The sequence below is a fragment of the Paenibacillus sp. FSL H3-0329 genome, assembly GCF_037963285.1.
Classification (GTDB): domain Bacteria; phylum Bacillota; class Bacilli; order Paenibacillales; family Paenibacillaceae; genus Paenibacillus_AQ; species Paenibacillus_AQ odorifer.
Genome location: NZ_CP150150.1, coordinates 4271002 through 4297392 on the forward strand (window position 1 = coordinate 4271002; position 26391 = coordinate 4297392).

The window sequence follows — 26391 nt, forward strand, 5'->3', positions numbered from 1 at the left end:
CAATCATCCTTCTGTTCTATTATTTAGTGTGATAATACGATTGTATGAAGCTACGGTTAAGAAATAATACAACCCGTAAATTACGGTATAAGCAATCATCCAGAGCAACACTGGCTTTGCTAAATCTATCATCAGTAGACTAGAGAATGCTTTTAAAGCCACTACACTATGCAATAACCCTACTATAAGCGGTACAACAAAGATAACGAATACCTGTGACGCAATGGATTTCTGCATTTCTTTTGCACTGACACCCATTTTATGCAGCATATTGTACTGTGCTTTATCCTCTTCTGCCTCTGTTAAAACTTTAAAGTAAATGATACTGCCTGTTGCAGCCAGAAATACGAGCCCAAGGAAACTTCCTATAAAAAGTAGAGAACCCACACTTTCCAAGCTTGTTTGGTAATCTTGAGGCCTACTGGAAAATGGCGCTTCTTCAGGCAAATGGTTTGCGATTTTTGCAGATAAATCCACAGAGGCATCCTCTATCCCAAGAACACGATAGCGTAGCACTTCTCCATCATTCCGTAATACTTTATACTGTTCATCCGAGACTACAACTGTTATACCTGCTGTGCCTGCATTCAATACGGTTTGTGTTTTAAAGCTTTGGAATGTGAGTGGATGGCCGTTGCCTGTTGTTATAGTTTTTCCTGTATACATAGGTGAGAACCTTTTGTCATATCCGATATCTAAAATAACCGCGTAACCATCCTTTACATTTAATTTTTCTCTATGCTGTACATTTGCTAAGTTGTTGTATGTTTTTTCATCGATAACTGTATACCCTCTTTTATCAGAGCTATCGAACGAGGATGGTGAGTTTAATTCTTTTGTATGAAACGTAATGGATAGCGCATCGATATTTTCATCATATTTTGTAGCTGGCAGTACAGCATTTACTTGTTTATCCATTTCTGCATCTGTTGATTGATACATAAAGGTATTCGGATTAATCGTTTTTGCCGAGTCATTCGTATTGTAATACAGGCTATAGACCGCTCCACCGGCAGTTACTGTTGTAGCACTCAACACAGCAATCACAGTTAATGTACGTGCATTCCCACGGATACGATAGAGCAGCTGCGATATGGTTATTACATGAAGGCCTTTCCACAGCCACTTTTCATTTTTCTTAATCATTGCTAACACAAAGCCAGTCACACTGTGGAACAATAAAAATGTACCCACAATTACCGTTGTTAAAATAATTAATACGGTCATGAGAAATCCGATTTTTGCCCATACCTTAGAAGTGAAAAGGTCCTGCATTGCAAGCCAATAGCCCAAGACAATAAGTAACACTCCAAGAACAGCTACTATCATAGATGGTTTAGGCGCCACTTCTCCCTTTTTGGAAGCATGAAATAAATCAATCAGCTTAAATTGATAGATCAAGCGGTAGCCTTGAAATGATGTCACTAAGAATATAACTAGAAATACGATAGCCGTGTTCATCGCTGCCGCCATTGAAAATGTAAAGGGTGCTACAACGTCATAACCCATTAAATGAATCAAAATCGTCATAAATCCTTTTGAACAGAGGAAGCCAAATACAATCCCTACTATTAAAGAGAATAATCCTAATAACAAATTTTCAAAAAAGAGCATAAAACCTATTTGACGATTACGTACCCCCAGCAACGCATACAGTGCGACTTCTTTTTTACGTTTTTTCATAAAAAATGAATTGGAATAAGCTATAAATATGAACACGAAAAAGATAAGAATGACTGCCGCGCCACTCATTAGGGAACCCAGTTTTTGGGATGAAGCCGTCTGTTCTGCTATCGTATCACTATATTTTAAGGTCACAAATGTAAAGTAAATGATGATACTAAACACCATCGATGCAATGTATAAAAAATATTGCGAGAAATTTCTGGCTATATTTTTTCTTGCTAGACTAAATAACGTCATCTACCTCACCCCCAATGGCCGCATGAACATCTAAGATCTCTTGGAAGAAGGCTTTGCGTGTCTGATCACGACGATAGATTTCTGTTGAAAACGAACCATCTTTGATGAAAATAATCCGGCGGCAGAAGCTTGCGGCAAAGGCATCATGGGTTACCATCATAATGGTCGAATTGTTATTTTCATTTAAAGTACTTAAGCTTTCCAATAAATCTGTTGCTGATTTAGAGTCAAGTGCACCTGTTGGTTCATCAGCCAAAATCAGTGCTGGCTCTGTCACGAGCGCTCTAGCCGCAGCGGTTCTTTGCTTTTGACCCCCAGAGATTTGGTAAGGATATTTCCCCAGTAAATCTTCAATCCCAAATACTTTAGAGATCTGAGTCACGAGGTGATTAATTTTCTTCGCTGGAATTTTAGCAATCGCCAGGGGAAGCAATATGTTCTCCTTTACCGTCAAGGAATCGAGTAAATTGTAATCTTGAAAGATGAACCCGAGATGTTCACGCCGGAAGTCTGACAAAGCTGCTTCCTTCAGATCATGAATACTCTTGTTCTTCATATATATCTTTCCTTCTGTTGGAGAATCTATGGTTGCTAACAAATTTAGCAAGGTTGATTTTCCCGCTCCGGAAGGTCCCATAATCCCTACAAACTCACCTTCATGAATGTCAAAAGACACGTTTTCCAACGCTGTGTAAGCAGCACTTAACTTCCCGTACACTTTTTTTACGTTTTCTACTTTTAATAATGGTTCCATTCATTTCACCTCATAATTTGCTGATACTTATACTATAGGCACCGAACCTTACAGCAAATTCATGCCAACCTTACAACAAGCTTAAATCTACAAAAAAAGGGATACCCTGTAGCCATTTAAGACTACGGAGTATCCCTTTGCTATTGAATAGCATTCATTTTTTTCTGGTTGTATATAAATCAGAAGCTTCATCAAAGTAAAAGCGGCGTTTTTGTTTGCCAAACACGACTAAGACAATATGGATGAACAACACGATCGTTAAAATAATGGAGGTCAATCCAGCACCTAGCGTTAAGAATATAGATGCCTTATAAAATGGAGAATCCATTGATAGTTCCACATTATTCAAAATATTCGCAATGACTGTTATGAAGTACATCGCGTAAATGGCACCAAAGCGTTTAAATAATCGCTTGTTAGTTTCCACTCGACTTATTTTACTGTCATAGCGATAACGCATTATTTTCGTACCGATTGTCGATCCATTCCAAATTATCGGAATAATAAAAAAGGTTACAGAAAGTGTAATTGTGCTCGCAATAAATTCACTAACCATATTAACGTTGGTCATACTCAACACAACTTTAACTACTAGGTTGCTGATAAATAGATCAATAATAACAGCCAGTAACACAGACATCCCTCTTACTTCATCAAGAGCTAATAATCTTTCTGCTTTCTCCTTAATTTTCTTTTTTGATGGGAATAACGCCAACACGGCTGGAGCAATAAAGAACCCCAGTACTCCGCCAGAAGTATTTAACAATAAATCATCCACATCAAAAATACGATAAGGGCAATTATAAATCCCGTAAATACCGGTTACCTGTGTTATCTCATAAAATAAAGTTAATAGGAACGTGAAGCCTAGAGCTTTCTTCCAATATTTTTTATCATGAAAAAAGTAACGCAGATAAACACCAAAAGGTAATAATAGCAAGAAATTAAAAAAAGCTTGATAGAATGAGGGTTGGCTAAATAACAGTCTATAAGTAGCTGGCTGTGATAACACGATGCCACTATTGCCAAAGGTGCCCACTATAAATTGAAATGGCATAAGTGAATAATGTTGTGTGCCCGGTTTTTGAAGAGAACAAGTATTACGTATTTCCGGCAACGGCAACAATACTAAAAATAACGCTGCTAGAAAGTAAAAGATAAACGAAAACGAAACTAACGTGGTAGAAAAGGGAAGGTAATTATATTTTCTATAGGTATAAATGAGCCATGGGATAAATAAGGCAAATGCTAAAACCACAAAAAAGATCGCTGCCACAAAGATCGGTTGAGTATATGCTGACATTTCTAGTTCACACCCCAAAATGATTTAGTATTCATATTAACCATAAAACTGATTCTAATTCAACTGGAGTTGGAACATTTTATCAAATTTAAGGATCCTGTAATGTTGGCATCAATTTAATGTAAGGTTCGCAACTTATACTAACTCCTAAGCAAATAAAAATATTTTCAAAGGAGCACTATTAATGAATCCCTCCATTTCGCAAAAAGAAAGAATCATTTCACTCGACATCATTCGCGGACTTGCTCTTTTCGGCATTCTGCTTATAAATGTTGGAGCCTTTAAAGTTATTATGGAAGGAGATCCCTTACCAGACTATAGTGGCATTAATGGAATCATCCATAGCTTGATAATCATCTTCGTACAAAAAAAGTTCTTTTCTATTTTTTCCTTTCTATTTGGTGTAGGTCTATACATTTTCGCCTCAAGAGCCGAAAGCCGGGGAGATAAACCCAGATGGCGTATGGCTAGACGTTTACTAATCCTTTTGCTGCTGGGAATCATTCATGTATTTATCTTTTGGGGAACCATTCTGCCCGCATACGCCATTATCGGATTGTTTCTGATCCCTTTTTATCACTCAACGGTTTCTACACTTAAAAAATGGCTGATAGGTATGACATCCATTTACATCATTTCCTTGGTGGCAAAAATATTTCTACCCACTCTAGGGGTTATATCATCTATCCTTGATATTTTTTCTAATGATGCTATACAAATCTTTATTATGTTTTTAGCTGGTTTTTTAACCGCAAAGTCAGGTTGGCTGACACACATACAAGAATTGTCTAAACCAATTAGAGGAATTCAAATGGTATCATTTCTGTTGTTCATTGGTTTTTCACTATGGATTTGGAACGCTTCTCAAAGTGGGAGCAGCAATGTAGATTCAGTTACGGGCTTAGGATCTCTCCCAACCACTTTGTTCTACTTAACAACATTATTTCTACTATTAGAAAATAAACAAATGGTGAAATTCCTGAAACCCATATCACGGGTGGGTCAAATGGCGTTTACAAATTATGTAGCACAAAGCATTATAGGGACGGCAATCATTTCAATGATAGGTCTCGAAGTCGTTTCACCGAAAGATATTCTCTACATCGCAGTTCTGATTTATTTTATTCAAATCATTTTTAGTACCATCTGGTTCAAGTTCTTTTCCATGGGACCCTTAGAAAAGGTTTGGCGCTTGATGACCTATGGAAAAAAGCCTGCAACAAAACGATAAAAACTTCACTTTCCTCCTCTTAATGCAAGTCGGAATTTATTTTTCCAACCCAAAAACCCCTTATAAAAAGGGGTTCTCAAGTTTAAGCGCTTTAACTTTTATCCGACAGATCACAACATGAACATTAAGAATCAGAGAATCAAGTCCAAAGCATCCTGCGAAATCCACACTTTATCTTTAATCATTACCGTCAGCACATTTAGTTTCGTTGTTTTGCCATCCTGTATGGCGATATTTTTATCTATAGGCAGCTTGAGAACTTGGCCTGCTTTTTTCACTACAACCACCGGATTATTCTTATCAGTCTTATCTAGGGTAATCGTAGCTCCTTTGGCCTTGAATTTATCACTGGATACGTACAGTGTATCCTGAAGCTGCGCCAGATTGAGTCCGGTCACTTCTTGAATATACTTATTCACATCCGTATTCTGGATTACACCGCTGTTCACGAAATCAGTCGGTTTAAAATTAGCCGGATGGTACGCGAATAAGCCAACTTCTTCCGATGTGTGATCATCCGTAGAGAAGGTTACACCTATTTTATCCCCCAAAATTTTACCGATGACCGGCGAAAGGTTATCCTGCATTCCCAATCTGACTTGATCTGCTTCTTCTTTGGTTAGATCACTAAGTCCATAATGATCTGCAAGGACCTTTTTGAAATTGCTCTCATTAATACTGCCTTCAATGTAATAACTGGTATGCTTCGCTTTCTTCAGCACGGAGATTAGGTCTTTGGTAGAATCATAGTTCGTCATATTGAGCCCGCCGGTAGCATGATCCGAAACCGATAAGACTGCTGTATTGCCATCTTTTTCTGCAAAGTCAACAGCGGCTTTAAAGGCTTTATCAAACGCTAAGGTCTCACTCATAATACCCACTGGATCGTTATCATGACCATACCAGTCAATCTGGCTTGCTTCGACCATCAGAATAAAACCGTTCTCGTTCTGCGACAACTTCTCTATCGCTACTTTGGTCATTTCAGCAAGGCTCGGTTGCTTTTGCGGGTTCAGGTCAAAATCAGCATCCAGTGCTTCGGGGTTGAAGAGACCCCAGATTTTATTCGTTTTAGAATTCATTAACCCTGCTTTATCCGTTACGTATTCATACCCATTTGATTTCAGAACTTTGGTTAAATCTTCTCCGTCCTTGCGGTTAATGTCTTCTTTGCCGGGTACCAAATACCCGGAACCACCCCCAAGTAGAACATCTACACCACTATAGACCATCTGTTCTGCAATAGACTGCGCATTGTCACGCGTGTATGCATGACTTAAAAATGTAGCCGGCGTCGCATCCGTTAATTCACAAGTGAATACCGTTCCTGTACTTTTCCCTGCCATTCTCGCTGCATCCATAAGGGTAGGCAGAGGTTTGTTCACGTCCTCTGGCTTAACTGCGCTTATGAAAGGCATCGTTATTCGGTCTGGAAGTATGGATACCGTCTCACTCTTAACCTTATGGCCTGTAGCATAAGCCGTAGCTCCCGCAGCGGAATCTGTGGTCAGTGAATCCGTAGAATATGTTCTCACCAGCCCGCTGAAATACTTATCCATCGCAAGCGCCTGCCCTCCCTGATACCATCTGGCCAAGTTCACATCGGATAAGCTCATCCCATCCGTAATAAACAGGATTACGTTTTTGACCGATTTGTTGGTAGGAGCATCAGAGTTATTGGCGCCATCGGCGTAGGTCGTTCCGTTGCCTGCTGCAAGCAGACTGCAAATCATAACTGTACTGCAAATTCTCCCGATAACCTTTTTGCGCATTTGAATCCTCCTCTAGCAGATTTTGTTAAGTACGTTACTAGTTTAAAGGAGGATTGTTTGCGGGAGCAGCACCTATTCTCTTATTTTATATTAAATTCTATGCATATTTTGTCTTGACCTGTGCTACTGATATTTGTAAAAAAGGGGCGCCCTAGGGGCCCCCTTTGCATTATTATTGTCTTATTACGAGGACATCTCGAGGCGCTCTACCGGTACTTTGAATTTGGGAAATTTCGGAGCTTGTAAGGATACGTCCTACCAATATCAACGAAGATGTGACATTGTTAAAGTTAAAATTATTCAAGTTCGCTACGTTTTGGCTGCCACGGAACACACGGAACGATCCCTGAAAGTTAATTCGCGAAAAAAGCACAAGCGTTACTTGAGAGCTTTCCACAACATTTCTGAGACGGAAACTCGAGAGAACGTTGTTAAACCGAAACGCTCCAAGATCACGAACCGCAACTCCTCCACGTCTGAATCGAATCCGACGATTGGTAAAATTAGTACCCGACCAAAGAGTAAGACGTATATCACTGTTAGCCAACTAAATCAACTCCTTTTCTGAGATTGATATAGTTTATTACTAACTTCAAAGAACGGTACAAGACAAATACAGTTGTACAAATGTTTGTTTTTCAGATTTCCCTATGGTGGTATTATCCAAATAACCGTATCGAGCCTCGGATATGTTAGCAATTGAAGTGATTTTTACAGTTATATTCTTCTAACTATTAGACACTTTCTTATACGTTAGGTGCGAATATGAAAAGAATAATTCAAGCATTCGGGTATTTAGGTAGTACAATTTTGGCTGCAGCTTTACTGTCATGGATCTGCGTATTTTTGATTCACGGCTTACCTGGTGTCTATGAATGGATGGCACTTAAATTTATCATCCCCATTCTAGGTTTCGTAGGACCCAACCCAAACCCTCTTGACTATCCTGGCAGAAGGACTGCCGTTATATTTTGAAGGTACCAATGCAGAGGTTATGCCGTTAAAAGGAACAAAAGTCACGCCAATGCGCAATGAATCATGATCTGGTAAAAAGTGAGGCTATCTTTCTGAGGAGTTACCGTAGGAGGAATGGACAGCTTCAACAACTAAAAAAAGGCGTTAACGGATGCCTAAGCTCCGTCAACGCTTCCTCTATCCTTTCATTGTATTCCTGCCTCTGCTGGAAGCGAGTTATTTCTTGTCCCCACTGCTTTAATAACGAAATTGTAGGCTTTAGCAGAATCTATGCCGTTTAATGTATAGCTGTAACTCGTCTGACCGCTTACCGTCGGTACATACACGCTCCAGTTTGTGCTGACTTTATCATTTTTCTCGTAAATCCGGTAACCTCGCACCGGCTCAGAACTATTTGCTGGCGCTTTCCAAGAAAGAACTGCACGGTTCCCTGACTGTCTTACTGCGCTTGGATTTTGGACAATGCCGGGTTTGACATCAGTCCGTTTAATACTGTAAGCATCATAGACGGCAAGGGGTTTATCTTTAACTGCTGTGTAGGATGTGAATTTCAGCACGTCGCTTGTAATGGAAACATCCACGAACATTTTCTTGTTGGGCTGATCGTTTTTTGCTGCAAAAAAAGTGTCTGCATCTGGATTAATAGCATAGAATTTCGAAGCTGCCGAGTTGCCCATTAGATATACGGTCCCTTTGGGATTCAGCACATTTCCTTGCTCATCGGTAATGACATTCTTAATCGGAACGTTGTTCAGCATTTGAAAAGACCTCATATACATATGGTCATGACCTTCAAAAACCATGTCCACACCCAGCTCATCCAATACAGGAATCAGATATTTCCGGTAAAATTCTACCCGGTCGCTTTCTGCCGAAGCATTATCCCCTGAAGAATACGCTCCCTTATGCATCGAGACGAATTTCCACTTTTTATCGGTCTTTGCCACCTGATTCCGCATCCATTCCAATTGTTTGGTGAACTGAATATCCGCTTTGTATGGCTTGACCTCCCCTTCGTACTGGGAATTGATCTGCATAAACAGGGCATCGCCGTATTCGAAAGCATATACCGAACCGTCATGAGCACCCGTCCCGACATCTTTTGGAAGATTAAAATGGTTATAGAAGTTGTTATTCGGATAATCTTCTATCTCATGGTTGCCGATAATCGGTGCAAATGGCACATTGGCAAATTCCTTTTTCGGCACACCCAAGAACCACTGCCACAGCTGCTCCAGATCACCGTCATCCGTTAGATCCCCTGTAAGAAGAACAAACTTGGGATCTACCGTTTTCTCAATAGCTCTCTTAAAAGTATCCTGCCACAGATCAAAATTCGATTTACTTGAGCCTTGGGTGTCGGTTACATAGAGGAAATGGAAATCCTGATTATCCGCCTTGTCCGTGGTAAAAGAACCCGCCTCGCTCCAGCCGTCCGCATCACCGTTACCGGCCCGGTAGATATATTGGGTTCCAGGCTTAAGACCGCTTGCAATAACCTTGTGGCTGGCGAACTTTTTATACTTTTGAGAACTTCTGTCTCCTGATGTCATTAAGGTTTCAATAACTGTTGAGCTGCCCTCATAAGAAGCTGCCAGTTGTTCCGGAAACTCGCTTCCTCCCGCATTGGAGGCCTCCACTACTTGCACTACTGTACCTCTGACGGTTTCGGCTGTATACCAGTCAAAGGCGATACTTGTCTTTGGGTCCCCGTTAAAAGTCATGTTCAGCAGCGTTGGTGTTTTGATGCCGGTATCCGGAGACTTTGTCTTAAAGCTCCAGGTAATATCGTTCTCAGGTGTCCGGCCATCCGCAGTCCCCTTAACAAGCTCTTTAGGGACGGTCACGTTGTAAGTTTTGCCGGCAGTAAAATTAGGGTGGCTGACTCTGACTGTGTCTTGACCGAGGAGCGAAGCAGAAATGTTATTAAGAGGGAGATTGTTTTCCGTGATTACAACTTGATAACCACTGTCGAGACTGATCGCTTTGTTAAACTTCACTGTGATCTCTGCGTTAAGGGAAACATCTGCAGCCCCTGAAGCGGGAGTTTTGCTTACCTCAAGTGTGGGAGTGTCCCCAGGTTCGCCGCTGCTGCGTGTTCCTTTAATTATCACATCTTTGATTCTGCTTGAGCCTGAGCTGGACACCGTTCCCCCGCTTACACTTTTCGCAGAGTTTACCACCCAGCGGATATAGAGTACATCTTGATTGTTTGTTCCCGCAGGCAAAGCGAGGTTAGTTAATTTGCAGGAATTATTGGAACAATTAAAATTGTTCTGGGCTAAAACAAGGTTGCCGCCCGTAACATCTGTCCATTCCTGTTGATCTATACTGTATTGCACCTTAAAATCCCTGGGTCCTGTACTTGAAGAAGTTTGCTGTGAAGAGAGGAAGATACCTTCGAAACCTTTGGTAGAAAGCGTGGCAAGCCAGTATTTCAGGCCCGTTCCTTCATGCCACCCCTGGTTGCGTACGCTGTTCTCACCTGACTCATAGGTGTACGCATTCGTATTAGTTCCTACATCACGAATGGATGAAGCCGTCTGATATACCCCGCCTGTAGCCGGAAATACACCGTTCTCGCCTTTGTCTTTAAAAATCCACTGGGCAATCGTTTCCTGAACTGCAGTTGCTTCGCTTGCAAGATCTTCCTCATTTCCCTCTCTTCCTGCTGAGACAAACCCGGTCAACTCCATGGCAAGCAGCAAACCTATAACCATTAGACTGATTACCTTGTAAAATCTATTTTTGAGATAAGATTGGTTGTTATCCATTCAGCCCATCTCCCTCTTCCTTAATCTCACTTATCATCGAACCGCAGTCACCGAGAAGAACGGTGGTTCTACTGCCCTTACATTCCTGTTATTGGAGTTCCCAGTCGGTGACTTGAAGAATTGCCGAATCTGCACCTTTCAGGTCTGTCTCTCCCATGTTCAGCAAATTGCTCCACTGCTTCACACGGTTCTTGCCGTTAGGCGGAGAGTTGTACTCATTAGTATCCACAATCTTGGTCCGTTCTTTATAAAATTTGGTCATGAAAGTCTTCTCATCCGTGCTGCTTCCGGATTTACCCAAAAGCCCTTGAAGGGTCTCGGAGCCGCCGGTAGCTCCATGGTTCAGCGCTGCATCCACGAAGGAACCAATAGTTAATGCCGAGTTAAAGCCGCGTTTGCGGGCCTGCTCCACACTGTATTTAATATAGATATTGTAGAACGTTTTCCACATAGCCTCTCTCCACTCGGGATCATCTTGCAAATTGCCGATTTTTCTACAGAAGCTCTCTTCGCTTTCATTGATCTCGAGGATCTTCCCTTTCATCGAACCCTTAACACCGATCCGGGCCAATGCACCTTTAACCGAAGGATTACTCGCGCCTTTAGCAGCGTCATATGCCTTGAACAGATCCGGACCGTCAGGACCGGTATCATTTGAGCCGCCTGTAGTTGCACCAAATATTCCAATCGTATACCCGCGGTCATCATCAATATCTTCACAATATCCGTAAAAATCGATCCAGTTCAGATCGTCCTGCTCCGGTTTGTTGACAAGCATCATAATATTGTTCCACTGCTCACCATCCAGTCCTGTGTTGTCACGCAAGAATTGAAGTGTTGCCGGTGAGAAGTTAGAATCAGGGTTCCCTGCCGCATAACTTTTCTGTTGAGATGTTTTGGACAGACAGCCATAAGAAAAAATCATTGAAAAACTGAGCAGAATCATCAATGAAAATTTCATCTTCTTGGAAACCTTACTCTTCGTTGAATTTAGCACCGCAATCTCTCCTTTAATTGAATAGTTTAAGCGCTTTAACTTTTAGCGGCAGTGAACCTTATCCCCAACCCATCTGAGCATGACAGCCCTCCTTTTACCAACACTTGGTAATTCAGTTCAAGCTTATCTCAAAAAGTTTGTCCAAACAGCACGTATTTTCTTGTATTTATTAATTTTTATACATATGTTGCTACAAACCATAGATTAAGTCTACAATCCTCTTAGGAGGTGCTGAATGAAGCCGGTATTTTATGAGTCTACTCTTTTTGACATCAGCCGCAAGAAACAGGTATACACCAGCATGCCTGCAAGACACTATCATGATGCATATGAGATTCTGTATTTAATATCCGGGGATTTTTATTATTTTATAGGGGACAGAACCTATCAGGTTGCGGGCGGAACACTGCTATTTATGGATATTCACGAAATGCACAAACTGGTCAATTCAGGCTGCAATATGTATGAGCGGGTAACACTCCTGTTTAAAAAAGAATTCCTGCAGCATTTCTGCACCGGCAGTCAATGTGAGGAACTGCTCGAATTGTTCAAAAGTGATTACCGCGCTTTGAAGATGACCGGGATGGATCAATATTTCATCGAACAGCTTTTTCAGAAGATGATCCAGGAGGGAAAGAAGCAAGCCCGCGGATACGAACAGTACCAACAAATATTATTGGTGGAGCTGCTCCTCTATCTTAATCGTAAACTATTTGACAGCCGCACAGCTTCATTTGTGGAATCCAATCGTACACATAAGAAAGTCCTGGACATCGTTAATTATGTAAATCAACATTATATGGAACCACTTAAGCTCTGTGAGATTTCACGGCAATTCGACATAAGCTCCTCCTACCTTTGCCGAACTTTTAAAGAATCCACCGGGTTCAGCTTCATTGAATATATCAATAATATCCGCATCAAAAAAGCGCGTGATTTGCTGGTTGGCTCTTCGTTTAATGTTACTGAAATTGCGGGAATGGTTGGGTTTGATAACACCTCCCATTTTGGACGAACCTTCAAATTAATAATGGGCATCTCGCCGCTCTGCTTCCGCAAACAATTTAAGTCTAAATAGCAACGTCAAGACATTTCGTCAAGCCGAACAAATTGCAGGTTTCTTGCCTGCAGTTGGTTTAGCACTTCTTCTAGAGCTTGCAGCATAAAATAAGGAGCATGCCGGTCCGCGCCCGCAGTCTCACCGCTGTCGTGAAGTAAAACAACGGAGCCATCGGTGATTCCACCTAATAGAATGGCCTGCATCCGGGTTTGACAGGCCCGGATGTTCCAGTCGCCCGCCTTCAGGGACCATAAAACAATTCGATACTGCTTGTGCCGAAAGAAATCAAATAGATTGATTAATCCCCAGGGTGGACGGTAATGATTGGGTCTGATTCCGACAATAGACTCTATAATATCAGCGGAGCGGTCCAGATGTTCTCGCCTAACAGTACTGGGCAGCATCAGCCAGTTAGATGTATGGCAATAATTATGGATGCCAATCTGATGGCCTTCCCGATCCATTCTTCTGATCAGATCTGGATACTGCTCCGCTCGCGATCCAAGCACGAAAAAAGTAGCCTTCACTTGATGTAACTTCAATAAATCCAGCAATTCCGGCGTATATTTCGGATGTGGCCCATCATCAAAAGTGAATGCCACCTGTTTTTTCACCGTTCCTTTGCGAAAGACACCAAAGCCGCTCACTCGCGTAATCAAACTCGGAATAAACATGTAAAGAGTGGCGGCACATAGTATTCCTCCTATCAGATATGTAAGCATGATTACACCTCCATATAACAAGCTTTAGACCTATCCAGAGTAGTTCTGTCCGGGTGAGAATCGATTTTTCAGTGAGGCGCGTGAATGGATCAGTAACATCGGGACCAGTTGCTCTGTTCGCCGATTGATTCTTTGTCTCCCTTCAGGATGCATGGCAGACAGCAGCAATCGAAGATAGATGGTGGTGATGCGTTCGAAAACGCCGGACTTTATATTTTGTTGTTCAAAGCCAAGACCGTGTGTTAATCCCCGATGGAGCAGTGTAATCCCCAATAAAGCCTTGACCTGCCTGAACTCGGACTGCGATTCGAAGGCTTCGTTGATTTGCTGCATTGATTTGCGCAGCATGCGAGCCGTTTGCAATGCGGCACGATCCGATCCTTCGGACCGGATCAACTTCAGGATTCTTTCATTGTCGAGGTGGAGTTCTCCCACCCACTCTCCCTGATTGATGACCGTGGCGTCTTGGCATACAATAGGCTGTCCCCGATGCTTTTTTAGCATCACGGTACATATTCCAAAGCGTGACTTATGCGATCCGCGAAAATGTGAAAGCAACGCAAAAGCTTTTTCCCACATCATCCAGACGGACTGCACCGTGTTTTTACGTATTTTGAAACCCAACTCATTCACCATCCTTAAAACGGTTATTGTCTCTCATTTCATACTTGTACCTAACGGAACTTTCTTTTTTTCTAACGTCTACTTATATTTGACGCTATACACTAGAATTTCTCTGCGAGTAAATCAAATTTTTATACAATTATTTTCATTAAGTCTAAATTTTTGGCATCCAACTACATAAAGAAAAACCCATGTCTCTTGGACATGAGTTTCGGAAGTTATCTTTTTGACTAAATCAATCTGGTTTCACTATCAATCCAAACTACCCAACTCCACCACATCTCCGCTAGTAGCCTTCACTGCAAAATCACAATCCAGCTTCCCGCACAGCACATACTTCTTCTGCCCAGGATTATACACATAGACGGGTGTTAATTCGAACCATCCCCTGAGCTTGTCATAAGCTTCGTCATGGCTCACAGCAATTTCCCCTTCGCTCTGGAACTCATCAAACGTATCGAGCATTAACTTGTTATCCATATAATCTATAACCTTATAATTTTTCGTATCGATAAACAGGAGGATCTTACGCTGAAAAATACGATTACTTGGCGCATTCCTCCTCAATGTCGCTTGAATATGTCCTCTTTCCCGATGTAAAGTCTTCAGAATCCATTGTCCGGATTCATCCGGATAGAGCTGGCTTAAACCAGCTTCGACTGCGGCTATACATTGGGCTTGTTCTACGTCTGTGATTGAAAATGAATCTGGATGCGGCTCACGTGCTACTGCCTGTTCGATTGTAACTACTTCTTGCAGACGGATCTCCGTCCTTGCGAACTGTTCCGTGTCCACTTGCTCCCAATGTATTACTTGATCAATATTCAGTCGTGCTCTCGTACCTGATATCATCTCAAATGGAATTGTGGTTGTTCCATCATTTGTAATGTAGATTTCTTCTATCCCATAGATCGGCAGGAGATGCTTCATCTCGTACACTGGATATTCGATAAGCTGTAGTTGTTTTTTCGCCAGTGGCTCTACCGCTTGAAGCGTGAGAGAATAATGCTCTTTGTGCACAAGGGAGCTAGAAGGAAACTGGCCATATACACTATAAAAAATAATCCTACCTTCCGCATCGAAGCGTAATTCCATTCGCCCGCCGGGGGAGATGGGGATACCGTCTATACATTCGGCAAAATGATATTCTCCTCTTTCTTCCTTCAATAGGTAGAATTGTTTACCATATTCAAGCCCTACTTCAGCTTCCATCCACTGAATAACGCCGTTTATTTCAATGTTTTGGAATGGTGTTCGATTTGCATAAGATTTCCCTCCAACAAAAATAACACTTTTATAGTTGCGGGATAGTAAGTCAAGCGTAATGACTGCAGTTCCTTCCGGATTATAATCCTCCTTCCATTCCTTAATGTGAGAAGGAAACCATTCCATACTAAGCAAATAGTCGGTTTCTCCCAGCATCGTAACTTCGCGATAAATTTCATTTGTATGTAAGTAGTAGTTGTCCAATCCATAGGTTTGCTGTGTAGCATTAACTAGTTCTTTGATTCGGAAATCCATATCAGTGCACCCCACAAAATTGATGCCTATATCATATCATTACTTAGCAATGATTATGAAGCGCAACGAATCATATCTGCTACATATTCTAAGAGCTTATGTAATGGGTTTTGCTGGTGTTCAGAAAATGATCAGTAGCTTGGGGTTTAATAATGCAGAGTGTATCAATCTATTGTACCAAGTCAGGGAAATTCACCCTACTGACTTACAACCTTGCCAGAATACTAAACATGTATAGTGAACACATATTTTAATGGAGGTATATCATCATGATTGACATCATCGACGGAAATGCGGCATTAATACATTTTTTTCCACTTCCGGCGCATCTTTATTCTAAGAATATTGCTTGTATTGTTGCTGTGGCTCATGAAGAAGAACGGGGTCCAAATTTAACAGGCCTCATAAACGCTTTATACTCAAAGGGATATACAGACCTTGATCATCTATTAAATTCCACATGGAAAAAACTATACCAAGTTCCGAGGTTGGGCCAGCAAAGACTGGTGCTTCTACTTAGTTTACTAGAACGAATTTCTGCAGATCCCAAGACCATAGAAAACTATACAACTGTCCCTCCTGTTACCATCCACAGTAAAAAGGAAATGAAAGAATTAACTTTAAAGAGGATCATTAAGAAGTATAACGAAACATCTGTAGAGGTATTAACTGAAGACAGCGAAAAAGAAGCTCGTTTAAAGAAAATTAAAGATAGACTCCGAGAAATGGGGATGATCGTATAAAAAAACCCCGCCAGTATAGTAAAGTGCACCCCTTAGAATAGACATTGGATAAACCCCTGGGTCAATCCGATTTCTATTCTAGGGGTGTGACTTTCAATTCATTTAGTAATCGCGCGCTGCATCGAACCAGCGTTGAGCCATCTCCTCTGTGATAGGCTGGCCAATCAGGTGGTCAGACTGGCTAAGTTGCCATACCGCTTCACCAAGATCTTCTCGTTCGGTGGTTTCGATGCCCTTAAGATTGTTGAAGCGCACGGTGAAAGCGGTAATGGCGGCCTCTGCTTCAGCAAAGCTATGGGCCTCGGACAAGGTTACCTGTGCAACGTTGTAAGCTTCATTAGCCAGCTTGGCTAGACGTTTAGTCCAGGAGGAGAATGGGCGGCCAAACTCGGTCGTCCACCACTCTGGCTTTCGTAATTGGCTCACTGAAGCATGGTCGGTCCAAGGACGGGTTTCAGCGCGAGTTTTCATTTGCTTTTTTAGATGCTTGCCAGCGCTCTCTTCCACATTGTAGGCGATAAATCTGTCAAGCAACGGCCACGCGTTCAAGGTCGGCAAATCCTCCAGATCAGGCATGAAGCGCAGCTCCAGATTCGTTAACTCGGTATGATGAGCCAATAGATTCAAATCGCAGAAGTTTCCCCACAAACTCAGTGATTTAAGGTTTGGGTACCGGTTTAGACACTCTAGCGAGATGGGCTGTCCCAGCGGTGCGTTATGTAGCGTCAAGCTCGTTACCTGGTGCAGCTCCCCCATATCGGGCAGCAAAAAAGGGGAATCATTCTTACGTCGGCCGGTGCGCGGTGCTAGTGTAAGAGAAGATGGCATATCACCTGTGGCCGAGAAGCGTGATAGATCGCCAGACACACTCAGGCGGAAAGGCTGCTTCGGAAGTATTAGGCTAAGGGACCTCCCGGATGGTTCCAACTTGACATGCAAGCCATGCAAATTGGACTGACTGGCGTCCGCCACCGTGTCTGCAGACAGGATCGGAGTCCATGTCATCTCTTCAATGGGACGTTTCTGTGCCCAGTCAAAGAAGCCTAAATCACTGCCTGTATAATGCAGAAATCTCGGCCAGGGAGAGCCGGCCGGTGTGGCAAAGACATCGAATACGGTCCAATCGATAGGCGCATCAGACGCGACATGAAGGTCAACCTTTTTCCCCAATTGCGACGGACCCATTGATAGACTGCCCACACCGGGCTTAAGGACAAGAGTATGACTACGTGGACCTGTCAGGTTGATAGGATAACTACCAACTTCTCTAACAGAACCAGCTGAAGGACCAGCTTGGCTATCATTTGGCATTTCTATCATCCTTTCCTCTAAAGCATATCAAGATCTAACTATTCACACCTGACTCTATCTTCTCAGTAATAAATTGTTTAAATCTTGTAAAATACCGCTCTGATGCTTCCCAGCGCCTAAGATCCAAATAGGGCATGTCCTGCTTGCCATATTGATCGGGCGGCTGATAATGCCGGGAAACATAAGTTCCATTGTCCAGTGTATAAAAATAATACGTTTCATCTGGAGTCCTGATTTCAATCCGACCATGTAGGAGGTCTCCGTCCTCGTCCGTATGCGTTTGACGGAAGCTGTAACATTTGGAGCCGTCCCAGAACCCGCCATTCTCCTCCACTTCCGAATTTAATTCCTGAATTACAGTGTGTTGCAAAATGTCTTGCACATACTGTACCTCAATGTTTGGTAAATAAAGCTCAGCCATATTAACGCAGGTCAGCAACATCGTCCAGCAATCGCTAATCTCTGCTAGTTGTTCCTGAGTCTCTTCTGTAATGTCCTCCCACTCAGACCCTTCTTCTATGGTTCTCTTCAACAAACCGACAGAATGATCTTGCTCCAGCCAAATATAATAGTGATGCCGGTTATCATTCATATAAACGCTAAGATCCCGCTCATCCCCGTCAGCATCAATATGCTCCAGTTGAACTTTGAAAAAAACGTCTTGCTCGCGAAAATTAAAAGAAGGCTTGTCACTTGGCATTAAAATACACTGCGTCAACTTCAATATATTTTCTTCATTGATCGTGTTATGGGTGAAATATAAATGAACTGCGTTCTTGCTAGCGGGGGATTCATTTATTTTTTTTAGAGCAGAACGGCCTTCTTTAATTACGTTCACCAGTGTGGCAAAGGAAAAGTCCTCCTCATCCTCATCCATATCCAAAAAAACTTCATCAATCAACACCTCATGAATGTCCACCGGAAGCTCCTGAAATACGCCGTCCCCCTCCCACACATTTACTAAGCAGGCGATCGATTTATGTCCGACCACTTTGAAACTGTACTCGTCATCCTGAACTAAAACCGCAGCGCTGAGATCACCTTTAACAATCGTTTCCCCATGATTGTAGGAGCCGCATAATATTTCCTCAATCATCAGGTTGCCCGAAACATAAATTTCCTGACCTCCTACAGCTATATTTTTTGCACTCAAATTACCGGTCACCAAAAGCCCTATGGCGCCATCAGTTTCTTTATTATAAAGATTGTCTACAGTAAAATTTCCTTCTATAAAAATGATGATTACCTCTTTTTGTTGCGGGAAAGGTTGCTCCCAATCTAGATTAAGAGAAGGCAGCGTCAAATCCCCTTCATAGTAAGCGGCAAGTTGCTCGTCACTAAAATCTTGGTAAAACTTCGCCCACCAAGATCCTTCGGGAAATTTATCTGCTAGCTGGCTAATAGGAATGAATCGGAAAAGATTGCTCATACATTATTTTCCCTTCATTTTGAAATTTCCATTATTTCCTCACATGCCCCAAGGCTTACGCCCTGCTTAATCTCGACCATTTTATTAAATCCGAATATAGTAGACGGTTCCCGAAAGCGGATGCTTCTACTCCGCCGCTTCCGCCAACCATACTTGCATAGCCGAAGATTCTGCCCGATTCAAACGGAGGGCGATCTCAGTATTGATCTCATCCGGCGGCATGACTTCGACAAGGACGCATACTGACTCTCGCAGTTGATTCAAGGCAAACACACCTTCATCATCGAGCATTTTCATCGCCAGCTCCATGGCCTTCAGCCTCAAATCAAACTCACGATTCCCTTCGTCATTCTCAAGATCCGCAATGAAAGGACGCTCGGTAAATCGTTGTTTAACGTTATCGAAGTTCTCATCGCCGAAACAACAATAGGGCGAATCCGCATAAGACCATTTGATAAGTTCCGCAATCGTCGATGCCGGTGTGTCACTTTCCACTCCTTGCCTGGCTGCTTCCATCTCCAAAGCTTCCCACGACCAGGCGGAGATACTTGGCGCATGTCCCTCGCCAGTAGTGTATAGAGTACAGTAATAGTAACGTTCGCCATTTTCAAAAAGAGTGCGAAAAGACGTTCTAGCAGCATCGGCGATCTCTATCGCCAGCGTCTCTATTTCTTGCATCGGCTTCCTCCTTTCCGTTAGTGGATCCGCTCAGGCAGGATGTCTTCTATTAGCTCCAGCCTTCTACAAATGATATGGCGGCGCTTTTTCTACTACAAGGTTATCAGGATGAATATCAGTTGGCTCATAGTCATTCATACGGAGAAGGATATACTCAATCTCTTCTAATGGCATCTGCAATTTCTGGCTGACTTCATAAAGCTCCATGTCTTGCGAAAGTAGTTTCCGTGCTTGATTTAACTTTCCATTTAGCCAATTGTTTTCGAGCATCCATTTTTTCACTAGGTCCAGTAGTTGATTTTGGGTTTCCTTATCTGCATGCTTATTATATTTAGCAACTGACTCTGACAAATTGACCCACACACGTTCCATGTGTATCCAAAGTAAAAACTAGTTTCATGCCTACCTCCCTCTCCCATACGTAAGGAGCACCCAGATCAGCTGTTATTTTCTGAAATCGCTTCGCAGCCTTTCGACAAGAGCCACTGCTCCATATCGGCAAACGCCTGCCCCGTATCCTGTTCATAGAAGACGGCCACCTCTTGCTGGTAGGCATAATTCAATCGTACATAGCCTCCCAGCTGCCGGTAGAACAGGAAACAAGCATAGGCATTCTCATAAAACAAATCCGGCGGAAATTCATGTTGGCACAATCCAGCCAGTTCGGGTAGCGTAAGCTGGTCCTGCCCTTGTGGCAAACGCAAAAAGCGATGGCTGCGAGTGCCCGTCCACGGTTCATAATAGACGCTCTCCCCTTGAATGATTCCATACACCTGACGATATATTTCGTCCAGCACCAAAGCGTACATCCCCTCGTCTTCCTGCTCCGGTACCTGCAGGAAAATCGCCTTCACGTGCTCCGCATGCCGAGGTAGCCAGAGCAGCCCAGCTGTCTGTGGATACACTGCCAGAAAATCACCGTCAACCGTTGTACCTATAACGATACACTCCCCGATCTGTTGCTCAGTAATGGGGCTGTTTTCGTCATGCTCCCATAATCCGTACTCTGCAAAAGGTTTGAGCACCTCCGCATCCGGAAGCTGAACATTCAACCACCCTCTGTAAGTTCCTTCGCCGAATCGCCGCAAAAACCGGAGGTAGCCCGGTGGATAAACAGCGGCATCTTCCTTCGCAAGTGCTTGGTTTTGGTCATCAGACAGCGGTTTTGGCCGAGATACGATGTACATAAATACTCCTCCTGCTGCCCCCAACATGCAACTCTTCCAAATAAGAGAATTCTTTAAAATATTGCAGGTTGAGGAGCTTTTTTATCCAAGATAATACTGAAATTTTAGAGAGTGCAACATATCAATCCCCAATTTTTGAATTCTCCAGCTTGGCCAGTGCTTCGGTGTCATTTGCCCTGAACTATTTTCCACCCATCACAAGCCCATATTTATTGAAAATCCACGATTTGCTCAAATCTTGCATCGCACCATGGCTTATACGCACAGAAGGCTTTTGCTCCTTCATAGCATCTGCATCATGCGCCGAGAAGCGAAGCGGCCTTGTCATTTTTTTAATAGTACCCGTTATTTCATCGAAAAACGTATATGTTAATGGCTTATGGTCCCGAATATCCTCATAGATATAATACTTCCCTTTTTCATCTTCCAAATCTATTTGAAAGCCTTTAGGAAATGATAGCAAGATACACGGCAGTTCATCCTCTGCCCATTGTCCGTAATATGGAAAATAGACACCTTCATTTCTCGCGAAAAATCCAGAGCTTTCATTATCAGACGCAACAGAAATAGAATAAACAAAGAAAGGGAAACCCTCATTCCTTTTTTCTTCTGCCCTAAAATAATCATAAAAGGTCTTATACGCCTCATACACCTGATTCAGATCATGCTCTGTCTGGGCATAATTGGTTAGATGAAATTGCGCTTGCTTATGTTCAAAAAGCTTCAAAACGCTTTCAAACTCTTCCGGCCTTATGAAGAATCTAAGCTTATAAAATCCGCTGTTCTTTAATCTATCCATTTCTTTTCGCTCACCGCCATGTACTAAAATGTCATCTCAGCTGTCCTTAGCCATTTGCTCGTGTATTTTCAAAATTCATATTTCACAAATCGTTTTCTGAGAGTTTCTTCGTACGGGATCCACTCCCAATCACTCCATAAAGACATACTTACGAGTTCTGACAGCTTATCTACGGCTTGTCCCGGACTCGTTATGTCAATGAAGCCGTCAAAATCCTCATTACGGATATCCAACGCTTTTCGCAGGTAGTCATCATTGAGACGCTCTTCCCGGAGTTGTTCATATTCATCCCTCGTCCACTGTTCACAAAAGATCTTTTCGGCTTGAATGTCTCCATTCTCGAACAACGACAACTCGAATATTTCCTCATTCATATATCCGGCGGTCATCACTGGCTCCCCGATAAGCTGGGACAACGTTTTGCCGGCCTCCTTCACCGTACCCCATACAAAGTAATCGTGGAGCACGCTGATCCAGTTCTCGTTGCTTTTGCTTACGTACATGACAACTTTGCTCTCTGGAGCCTCATGATTGGACTTGCCTAATACTTTGGCATGCCCTTCGCTTAGCTCTCTTAATGCTTCGACAGTCTTCTCAAGGTTGTTCGACTTGATATGCAAATTTGCGAATGATCTTCCCACGAGATGGCCTCCTCTAATCGCTTTTTTTACTCAGCCAGATTCTATTTATATCCTATTGATCGGTTCTATGAATGTCTCATATTTCCATTATAGTGATCGCTTGTCCTGAGTCTACCTACTTTTCACCTGAATTTTGGAAATAACCTTCGCAAAGGAAGAGATATAACCTTGCCCGTTCAGCACAATCTCTAGCTCCTTCCCTCCTTCTCGCTTCGCTCACTCATTAAAAAAGGAGGGTATCCCTACGTCAATTTATGACGTTTGGGACACCCTCTGTCGAACTATTCCACATCCTTATTACAGCACTCTCCAACTTTCCGCTCAAAAATTCCCTGTCGTCCCTAATGGTACGGATCAGCGCGCTGGCTGTAACGGCAAGTTCTGATTTTAACTTACCGTTGTTCGATCAATCCATACTTTGGGCAGTTACCGACTCGCTGCCTCCATGATCCAGTCGGTCAATTCGTTGATTTGTCTTTTCACGGCGATTGGGTCGCGGTACCAGGATTGGTTCTCCGTCCATAAAAATACCCGATTGTTGCGAATCGGCTCGAGCGTCCCCCAGATCGGATCAGCCTGCAGCGATTCCAAGCTGGCTTCTGTCGTCAGAATCAAATAATCACCCATGTACTCCGAAAGTTTCTCCAGCGAAAATTCATAGTAGGATTCTTTCAGCATAAATTCTGGAACCGTCGTCGGCGGTTTCAGCCCCATTATTTCATACATTAGCCGGCCGCCTCGTCCCGACTTCGGACCAAAAAGGCTCACGTTTCCATCGTACTCTTGCATAATTGAAAGCGTCTCTCCTTCGGGAACGGCTTGTTGGACTTTCTCCCGAATGTCTGCAATGTCCTTCTCGAATTGTTCGTTCCATTTCTCCGCTTCCTCGCGTTTATCCAGCAAGTCGCCGAAATACATCATTTCCTCCTGAATGGATGCAAACTGATTGTAAGGAACAGATACCGTAGGTGCGATCATCTGATATTTATCGACTACCTCAGGCTGTGGATTATGCGTTATGATTAAATCCGGATTGAGCTCCAGCAGCTTCTCTAATGAGTCACCAACATCCGTCACGACGTCCAGCATTCCCTCAAGATAAGGACTCGACATCAAGAACGATTCGGCTGCGATCGGCTGGACTTCCAGCGCAAGTACGGTGCCGAGATAAGAAATTGCCGCTACGCGCTGAGGATGTGCAGGAACCTCGACATCGCCGAAAGCAGTCTTAACTACCTTGATCTCCGAAGATGTCAAAACCTCTGACTCTTGGGTGACCATGGTTGGAGAAGCGCTGACGGCAACCTGGCTGTTCGTTGCGCCTCCGTTGTTCACCGCCCCACCACAAGCTGTTAACATCACGGTCAAACATAACAGCATCACTGCATAAAAACTTCTGGTTGCTCTAGTCATTTTATTCGCCCCATCCTGTTGAAATTGATAATCAATATCACTCACATAAAAAGGATAGCTTAATGACCGGCTTAGAACAACGGACGATTGTGACATATTCCTTGCATAATCTGAAACGAACTGGCCGTATCGTTTACGATATTGGCCTGGCGTCATGCCGGCATACTTTTTGAACATGCGGCTGAAATAAATGAGGTCCGGATAACCGACATGTGATGCTATTTCCTGTTGCGTTGCTATCGTGCCGGCCAGCAGAGCCTTCGCATCTTCCATTCGGAAACGAATGACGTAGTCCAGCGGACTGAGCCCCGTCTGTTCTTTAAATTTTCGCGAAATGTATTGTTGGCTGTAATTCAATTGCCGAGCAAGCTCCTCAAACGAGATCGGCTGGCGGTAATTCCTGGACAAATGCCGAATAACTTGCTCCGATAAAGATGGCTCACCGGCTCCGAACAGACGCTCCCTCAGGACAGCGTGAACGAAGCGGATAAAGTCTCCCTTGGCCGACAGCCGGGTCAATCCGTCGTCAGAATTAAGCCAACCGTCGCGTATCGTTTGAAGCAGCTCGAGCATGGCCAGCGGTTCGCCAGGCGGGAACCCCCAGCTTTCCAGAAACGGGTCGGATTCCTCCATCATCATATGAAATTCGCGCGAGGCCGAAGCGGGGAGAGACGCTTTGTAGAGTACGATATATACATTCAGCGCTTCTCGGCTCCGAACCGTCACCAAAGAGCCTTTGCCGGCGTGCAGTACATGAAAACGATCGCACAGCCACACCTCATCATCAACCCACAACTCGCCTTGTCCTTGGAAAGCGAATATAAATGCGCTTGCTGGCAAACGGTATTGATTCAAATCGTTCTCGGTTCCGGCCTGCTTTAGCCTTACGTCCAGCACACTCATAATCACCTGGTTCCATATTTGTATAAGTTTCAGAACGTCCATAGCTGATTCGCAAACTCCCTTTAAATTCTCAAGAGATAATCATTCTCAATTGAATCATGTTTCTAAACACAATAACGAATACATCTAGCGCTGTCAATAAGGTATTGCCGAATGAGACGAGGATGCGAATAGCTAGGCATACGGCTATTTTTCCGGAGTCTAGCCCAAAAGCAAAAGACGCTAGTTCCGCAAACATACGTGCGGAACTAGCGTCTATCAATGAATCGTGAGGGCCCTTTCTTTGAACTCTCAATTATCTTAATCATTAGCATACTTTTATGTTGCCTGCTTAGTGAATGCCTGTCTCTTTCGTAAGGGAATTTTTGTAGGCTGCAATTTTGTCTTTCAACATCTTCTCTGTGGCTGTTAAGTTTCTGATTTGGCTCTGTATAGAGTTACTATGATTCTCAAGAAGGTTCAAGCGGGCTTGGGCCGTATGCTCTCCTTCTAAATATAACTGCGCATATTCTCTAATTTGTGAGATCGGCATTTGGGTTTGTTTCAACCTCATCACAAATCGCAGCCAAGCAAGATTGGAGTCATCATATATTCTTTCTCCATTCGCATTCCGTATCGGAGCAATAATCTTTTCCTTTTCATAATATCTCAGTGTATATGCGGTAATCCCTAGTAATTTGGCTACATCGCTGATCGTATACATACAAGCCCCCGAATCTATGTTGATTTTAAGAGTCCCCATAATTATAAAAAACATTTGACTTAGAGTAAACTCTAAGCTTTATGATTACATCGTTGTTGAAACACTAAATATTCTTGTAAAAACGGAGGAATTCACATGAAATATACTGTAGTTACAGGCGCCAGTTCAGGTATAGGTTATGAAACCGCTCTAGCCTTTGCGGCTCGCGGTAAAAACTTAATTGTTACAGCCCGCAGAAGGGAGCAACTGGAGGAGCTAAAATCTGAAATCAATCATAACTACCCCGATGTAGTTGTCGTTATTCGAGTGACTGACTTATCCGTTTCTAGTAATGCTTATAAGCTTTATGAGGATCTACAAGGGTTCGAAATCGAAACTTGGATCAACAATGCGGGATTTGGAAATTTCGCTTCAGTGGCCAAGCAAGATTTAGATAAAATTTCTGCAATGCTGCATCTGAACATTGAATCGTTGACGATCCTTTCCTCTCTATTCGTTCGTGATTACTCCAATGTTGAAGGAACACAATTAATCAACGTTTCATCCGGTGGCGGCTATACGATTGTGGGAAATGCCATTACGTACTGTGCGACTAAGTTCTATGTGAGTGCCTTTACTGAAGGACTCTCTCATGAGTTGAAGAGTCAAGGTGCACTTATGCAGGCTAAAGTGCTGGCACCTGCCGCAACAGAAACAGAATTCGCGAAGCTTTCTTTCGATGTCCCCGAATTCGAATATCATGGGACTGTGCCGAAATATCATACCGCGAAGGAAATGGCTGTATTCATGCTTGATCTGTATGACAACGATCATGTTGTGGGGATTGTTAATGGTTTGACGTACGAGTTCGAGTTGAGAGATACCCTCTATAATTATGTGGCGAGCACGCGATAAGTTCATCTCGTAATGGCAAGTTAAGAAGCATGAT

General features: G+C 43.0%; 22 protein-coding genes. 4 read left to right on the top strand and 18 right to left on the bottom strand.

From position 1 onward, the window contains the following. Nucleotides 1–3 precede the first annotated feature (3 nt). From NSQ66_RS18850 to NSQ66_RS18860, 3 genes are all read right to left on the bottom strand, one after another. Complete coding sequence (locus NSQ66_RS18850) at nucleotides 4–1923, bottom strand: ABC transporter permease (protein ID WP_076141034.1); 1920 nt, start codon at nucleotides 1921–1923, stop codon at nucleotides 4–6. After that, nucleotides 1910–2677, bottom strand: a complete 768-nt coding sequence (locus tag NSQ66_RS18855; protein ID WP_038572078.1) for an ABC transporter ATP-binding protein — start codon at nucleotides 2675–2677, stop codon at nucleotides 1910–1912. The genes NSQ66_RS18850 and NSQ66_RS18855 overlap by 14 nt, the downstream gene beginning before the upstream one ends. A 154-nt stretch (nucleotides 2678–2831) precedes the next feature. Continuing rightward, a complete protein-coding gene (locus NSQ66_RS18860; RefSeq protein WP_076141035.1) occupies nucleotides 2832–3980 on the bottom strand; it encodes a VanZ family protein in 1149 nt (382 codons plus the stop codon). 184 nt (nucleotides 3981–4164) lie between these two features. Here NSQ66_RS18860 and NSQ66_RS18865 point away from each other — a divergent pair, with 184 nt between their 5' ends. Then, entirely contained in the window at nucleotides 4165–5211 is a 1047-nt protein-coding gene (locus NSQ66_RS18865; protein WP_076141036.1) for a DUF418 domain-containing protein, read from the top strand. 131 nt (nucleotides 5212–5342) lie between these two features. Here NSQ66_RS18865 and NSQ66_RS18870 read toward each other — a convergent pair whose 3' ends face one another. The 3 genes from NSQ66_RS18870 to NSQ66_RS18880 all read right to left on the bottom strand — a co-directional run bounded on the left by NSQ66_RS18870 (nucleotide 5343) and on the right by NSQ66_RS18880 (nucleotide 11729). Continuing rightward, nucleotides 5343–6983, bottom strand: coding sequence for an alkaline phosphatase (locus NSQ66_RS18870; RefSeq protein WP_036688747.1), 1641 nt, complete (start codon nucleotides 6981–6983; stop codon nucleotides 5343–5345). A gap of 1160 nt (nucleotides 6984–8143) precedes the next feature. Then, a complete protein-coding gene (locus NSQ66_RS18875; protein WP_076104946.1) occupies nucleotides 8144–10732 on the bottom strand; it encodes a metallophosphoesterase in 2589 nt (862 codons plus the stop codon). Nucleotides 10733–10820: 88 nt separating this feature from the next. Next, entirely contained in the window at nucleotides 10821–11729 is a 909-nt protein-coding gene (locus NSQ66_RS18880; RefSeq protein ID WP_244886353.1) for a chitosanase, read from the bottom strand. A 235-nt stretch (nucleotides 11730–11964) separates the two neighbouring features. Between NSQ66_RS18880 and NSQ66_RS18885 the strand changes: the two genes are divergently transcribed. Further along, complete coding sequence (locus NSQ66_RS18885) at nucleotides 11965–12807, top strand: AraC family transcriptional regulator (RefSeq protein ID WP_036688751.1); 843 nt, start codon at nucleotides 11965–11967, stop codon at nucleotides 12805–12807. Nucleotides 12808–12812: 5 nt separating this feature from the next. Here NSQ66_RS18885 and NSQ66_RS18890 read toward each other — a convergent pair whose 3' ends face one another. The 3 genes from NSQ66_RS18890 to NSQ66_RS18900 form a co-directional block, all read right to left on the bottom strand. After that, nucleotides 12813–13511 (bottom strand): polysaccharide deacetylase family protein, encoded by a 699-nt coding sequence (locus NSQ66_RS18890; RefSeq protein WP_170914173.1) that lies wholly within the window; start codon nucleotides 13509–13511, stop codon nucleotides 12813–12815. 30 nt (nucleotides 13512–13541) lie between these two features. Continuing rightward, a complete protein-coding gene (locus NSQ66_RS18895; RefSeq protein WP_060623267.1) occupies nucleotides 13542–14093 on the bottom strand; it encodes a hypothetical protein in 552 nt (183 codons plus the stop codon). A 294-nt stretch (nucleotides 14094–14387) separates the two neighbouring features. Next, nucleotides 14388–15656 carry a hypothetical protein gene (locus NSQ66_RS18900; protein ID WP_038572089.1) on the bottom strand — a complete coding sequence of 423 codons (1269 nt, stop codon included), beginning with the start codon at nucleotides 15654–15656 and terminating at the stop codon, nucleotides 14388–14390. 269 nt (nucleotides 15657–15925) lie between these two features. Here NSQ66_RS18900 and NSQ66_RS18905 point away from each other — a divergent pair, with 269 nt between their 5' ends. Further along, nucleotides 15926–16399 (top strand): hypothetical protein, encoded by a 474-nt coding sequence (locus NSQ66_RS18905; protein WP_038572090.1) that lies wholly within the window; start codon nucleotides 15926–15928, stop codon nucleotides 16397–16399. 102 nt (nucleotides 16400–16501) lie between these two features. Here the strand turns inward: NSQ66_RS18905 and NSQ66_RS18910 are convergent, their stop codons facing one another. The 9 genes from NSQ66_RS18910 to NSQ66_RS18950 all read right to left on the bottom strand — a co-directional run bounded on the left by NSQ66_RS18910 (nucleotide 16502) and on the right by NSQ66_RS18950 (nucleotide 25463). Further along, nucleotides 16502–17710, bottom strand: a complete 1209-nt coding sequence (locus NSQ66_RS18910; RefSeq protein WP_038572092.1) for a hypothetical protein — start codon at nucleotides 17708–17710, stop codon at nucleotides 16502–16504. A gap of 34 nt (nucleotides 17711–17744) precedes the next feature. Next, on the bottom strand, nucleotides 17745–19139 hold the full coding sequence (locus tag NSQ66_RS18915; protein ID WP_076141037.1) for a hypothetical protein: 1395 nt from the start codon (nucleotides 19137–19139) through the stop codon (nucleotides 17745–17747). Nucleotides 19140–19265: 126 nt separating this feature from the next. Then, the gene (locus NSQ66_RS18920) at nucleotides 19266–19817 is read right to left on the bottom strand and encodes a DUF4303 domain-containing protein (protein ID WP_038572095.1); all 552 of its coding nucleotides are present in this window, start codon (nucleotides 19815–19817) and stop codon (nucleotides 19266–19268) included. Nucleotides 19818–19880: 63 nt separating this feature from the next. After that, entirely contained in the window at nucleotides 19881–20189 is a 309-nt protein-coding gene (locus tag NSQ66_RS18925) for a hypothetical protein (RefSeq protein WP_249267673.1), read from the bottom strand. Nucleotides 20190–20254: 65 nt separating this feature from the next. Further along, a complete protein-coding gene (locus NSQ66_RS18930; protein ID WP_076141038.1) occupies nucleotides 20255–21004 on the bottom strand; it encodes a hypothetical protein in 750 nt (249 codons plus the stop codon). Between the two features lie 181 nt (nucleotides 21005–21185). After that, nucleotides 21186–21803 carry a hypothetical protein gene (locus NSQ66_RS18935; protein ID WP_076141039.1) on the bottom strand — a complete coding sequence of 206 codons (618 nt, stop codon included), beginning with the start codon at nucleotides 21801–21803 and terminating at the stop codon, nucleotides 21186–21188. A gap of 68 nt (nucleotides 21804–21871) precedes the next feature. After that, nucleotides 21872–22444 (bottom strand): hypothetical protein, encoded by a 573-nt coding sequence (locus NSQ66_RS18940; protein WP_036688772.1) that lies wholly within the window; start codon nucleotides 22442–22444, stop codon nucleotides 21872–21874. Between the two features lie 426 nt (nucleotides 22445–22870). After that, the gene (locus NSQ66_RS18945) at nucleotides 22871–24760 is read right to left on the bottom strand and encodes an AraC family transcriptional regulator (RefSeq protein ID WP_339279336.1); all 1890 of its coding nucleotides are present in this window, start codon (nucleotides 24758–24760) and stop codon (nucleotides 22871–22873) included. Nucleotides 24761–25091: 331 nt separating this feature from the next. Then, nucleotides 25092–25463: a MerR family transcriptional regulator gene (locus tag NSQ66_RS18950; RefSeq protein ID WP_038572105.1), complete on the bottom strand. Its 372-nt coding sequence runs from the start codon at nucleotides 25461–25463 to the stop codon at nucleotides 25092–25094. A gap of 135 nt (nucleotides 25464–25598) precedes the next feature. Between NSQ66_RS18950 and NSQ66_RS18955 the strand changes: the two genes are divergently transcribed. Beyond that, entirely contained in the window at nucleotides 25599–26357 is a 759-nt protein-coding gene (locus NSQ66_RS18955) for an SDR family NAD(P)-dependent oxidoreductase (RefSeq protein ID WP_076100281.1), read from the top strand. Nucleotides 26358–26391 lie beyond the last annotated feature (34 nt).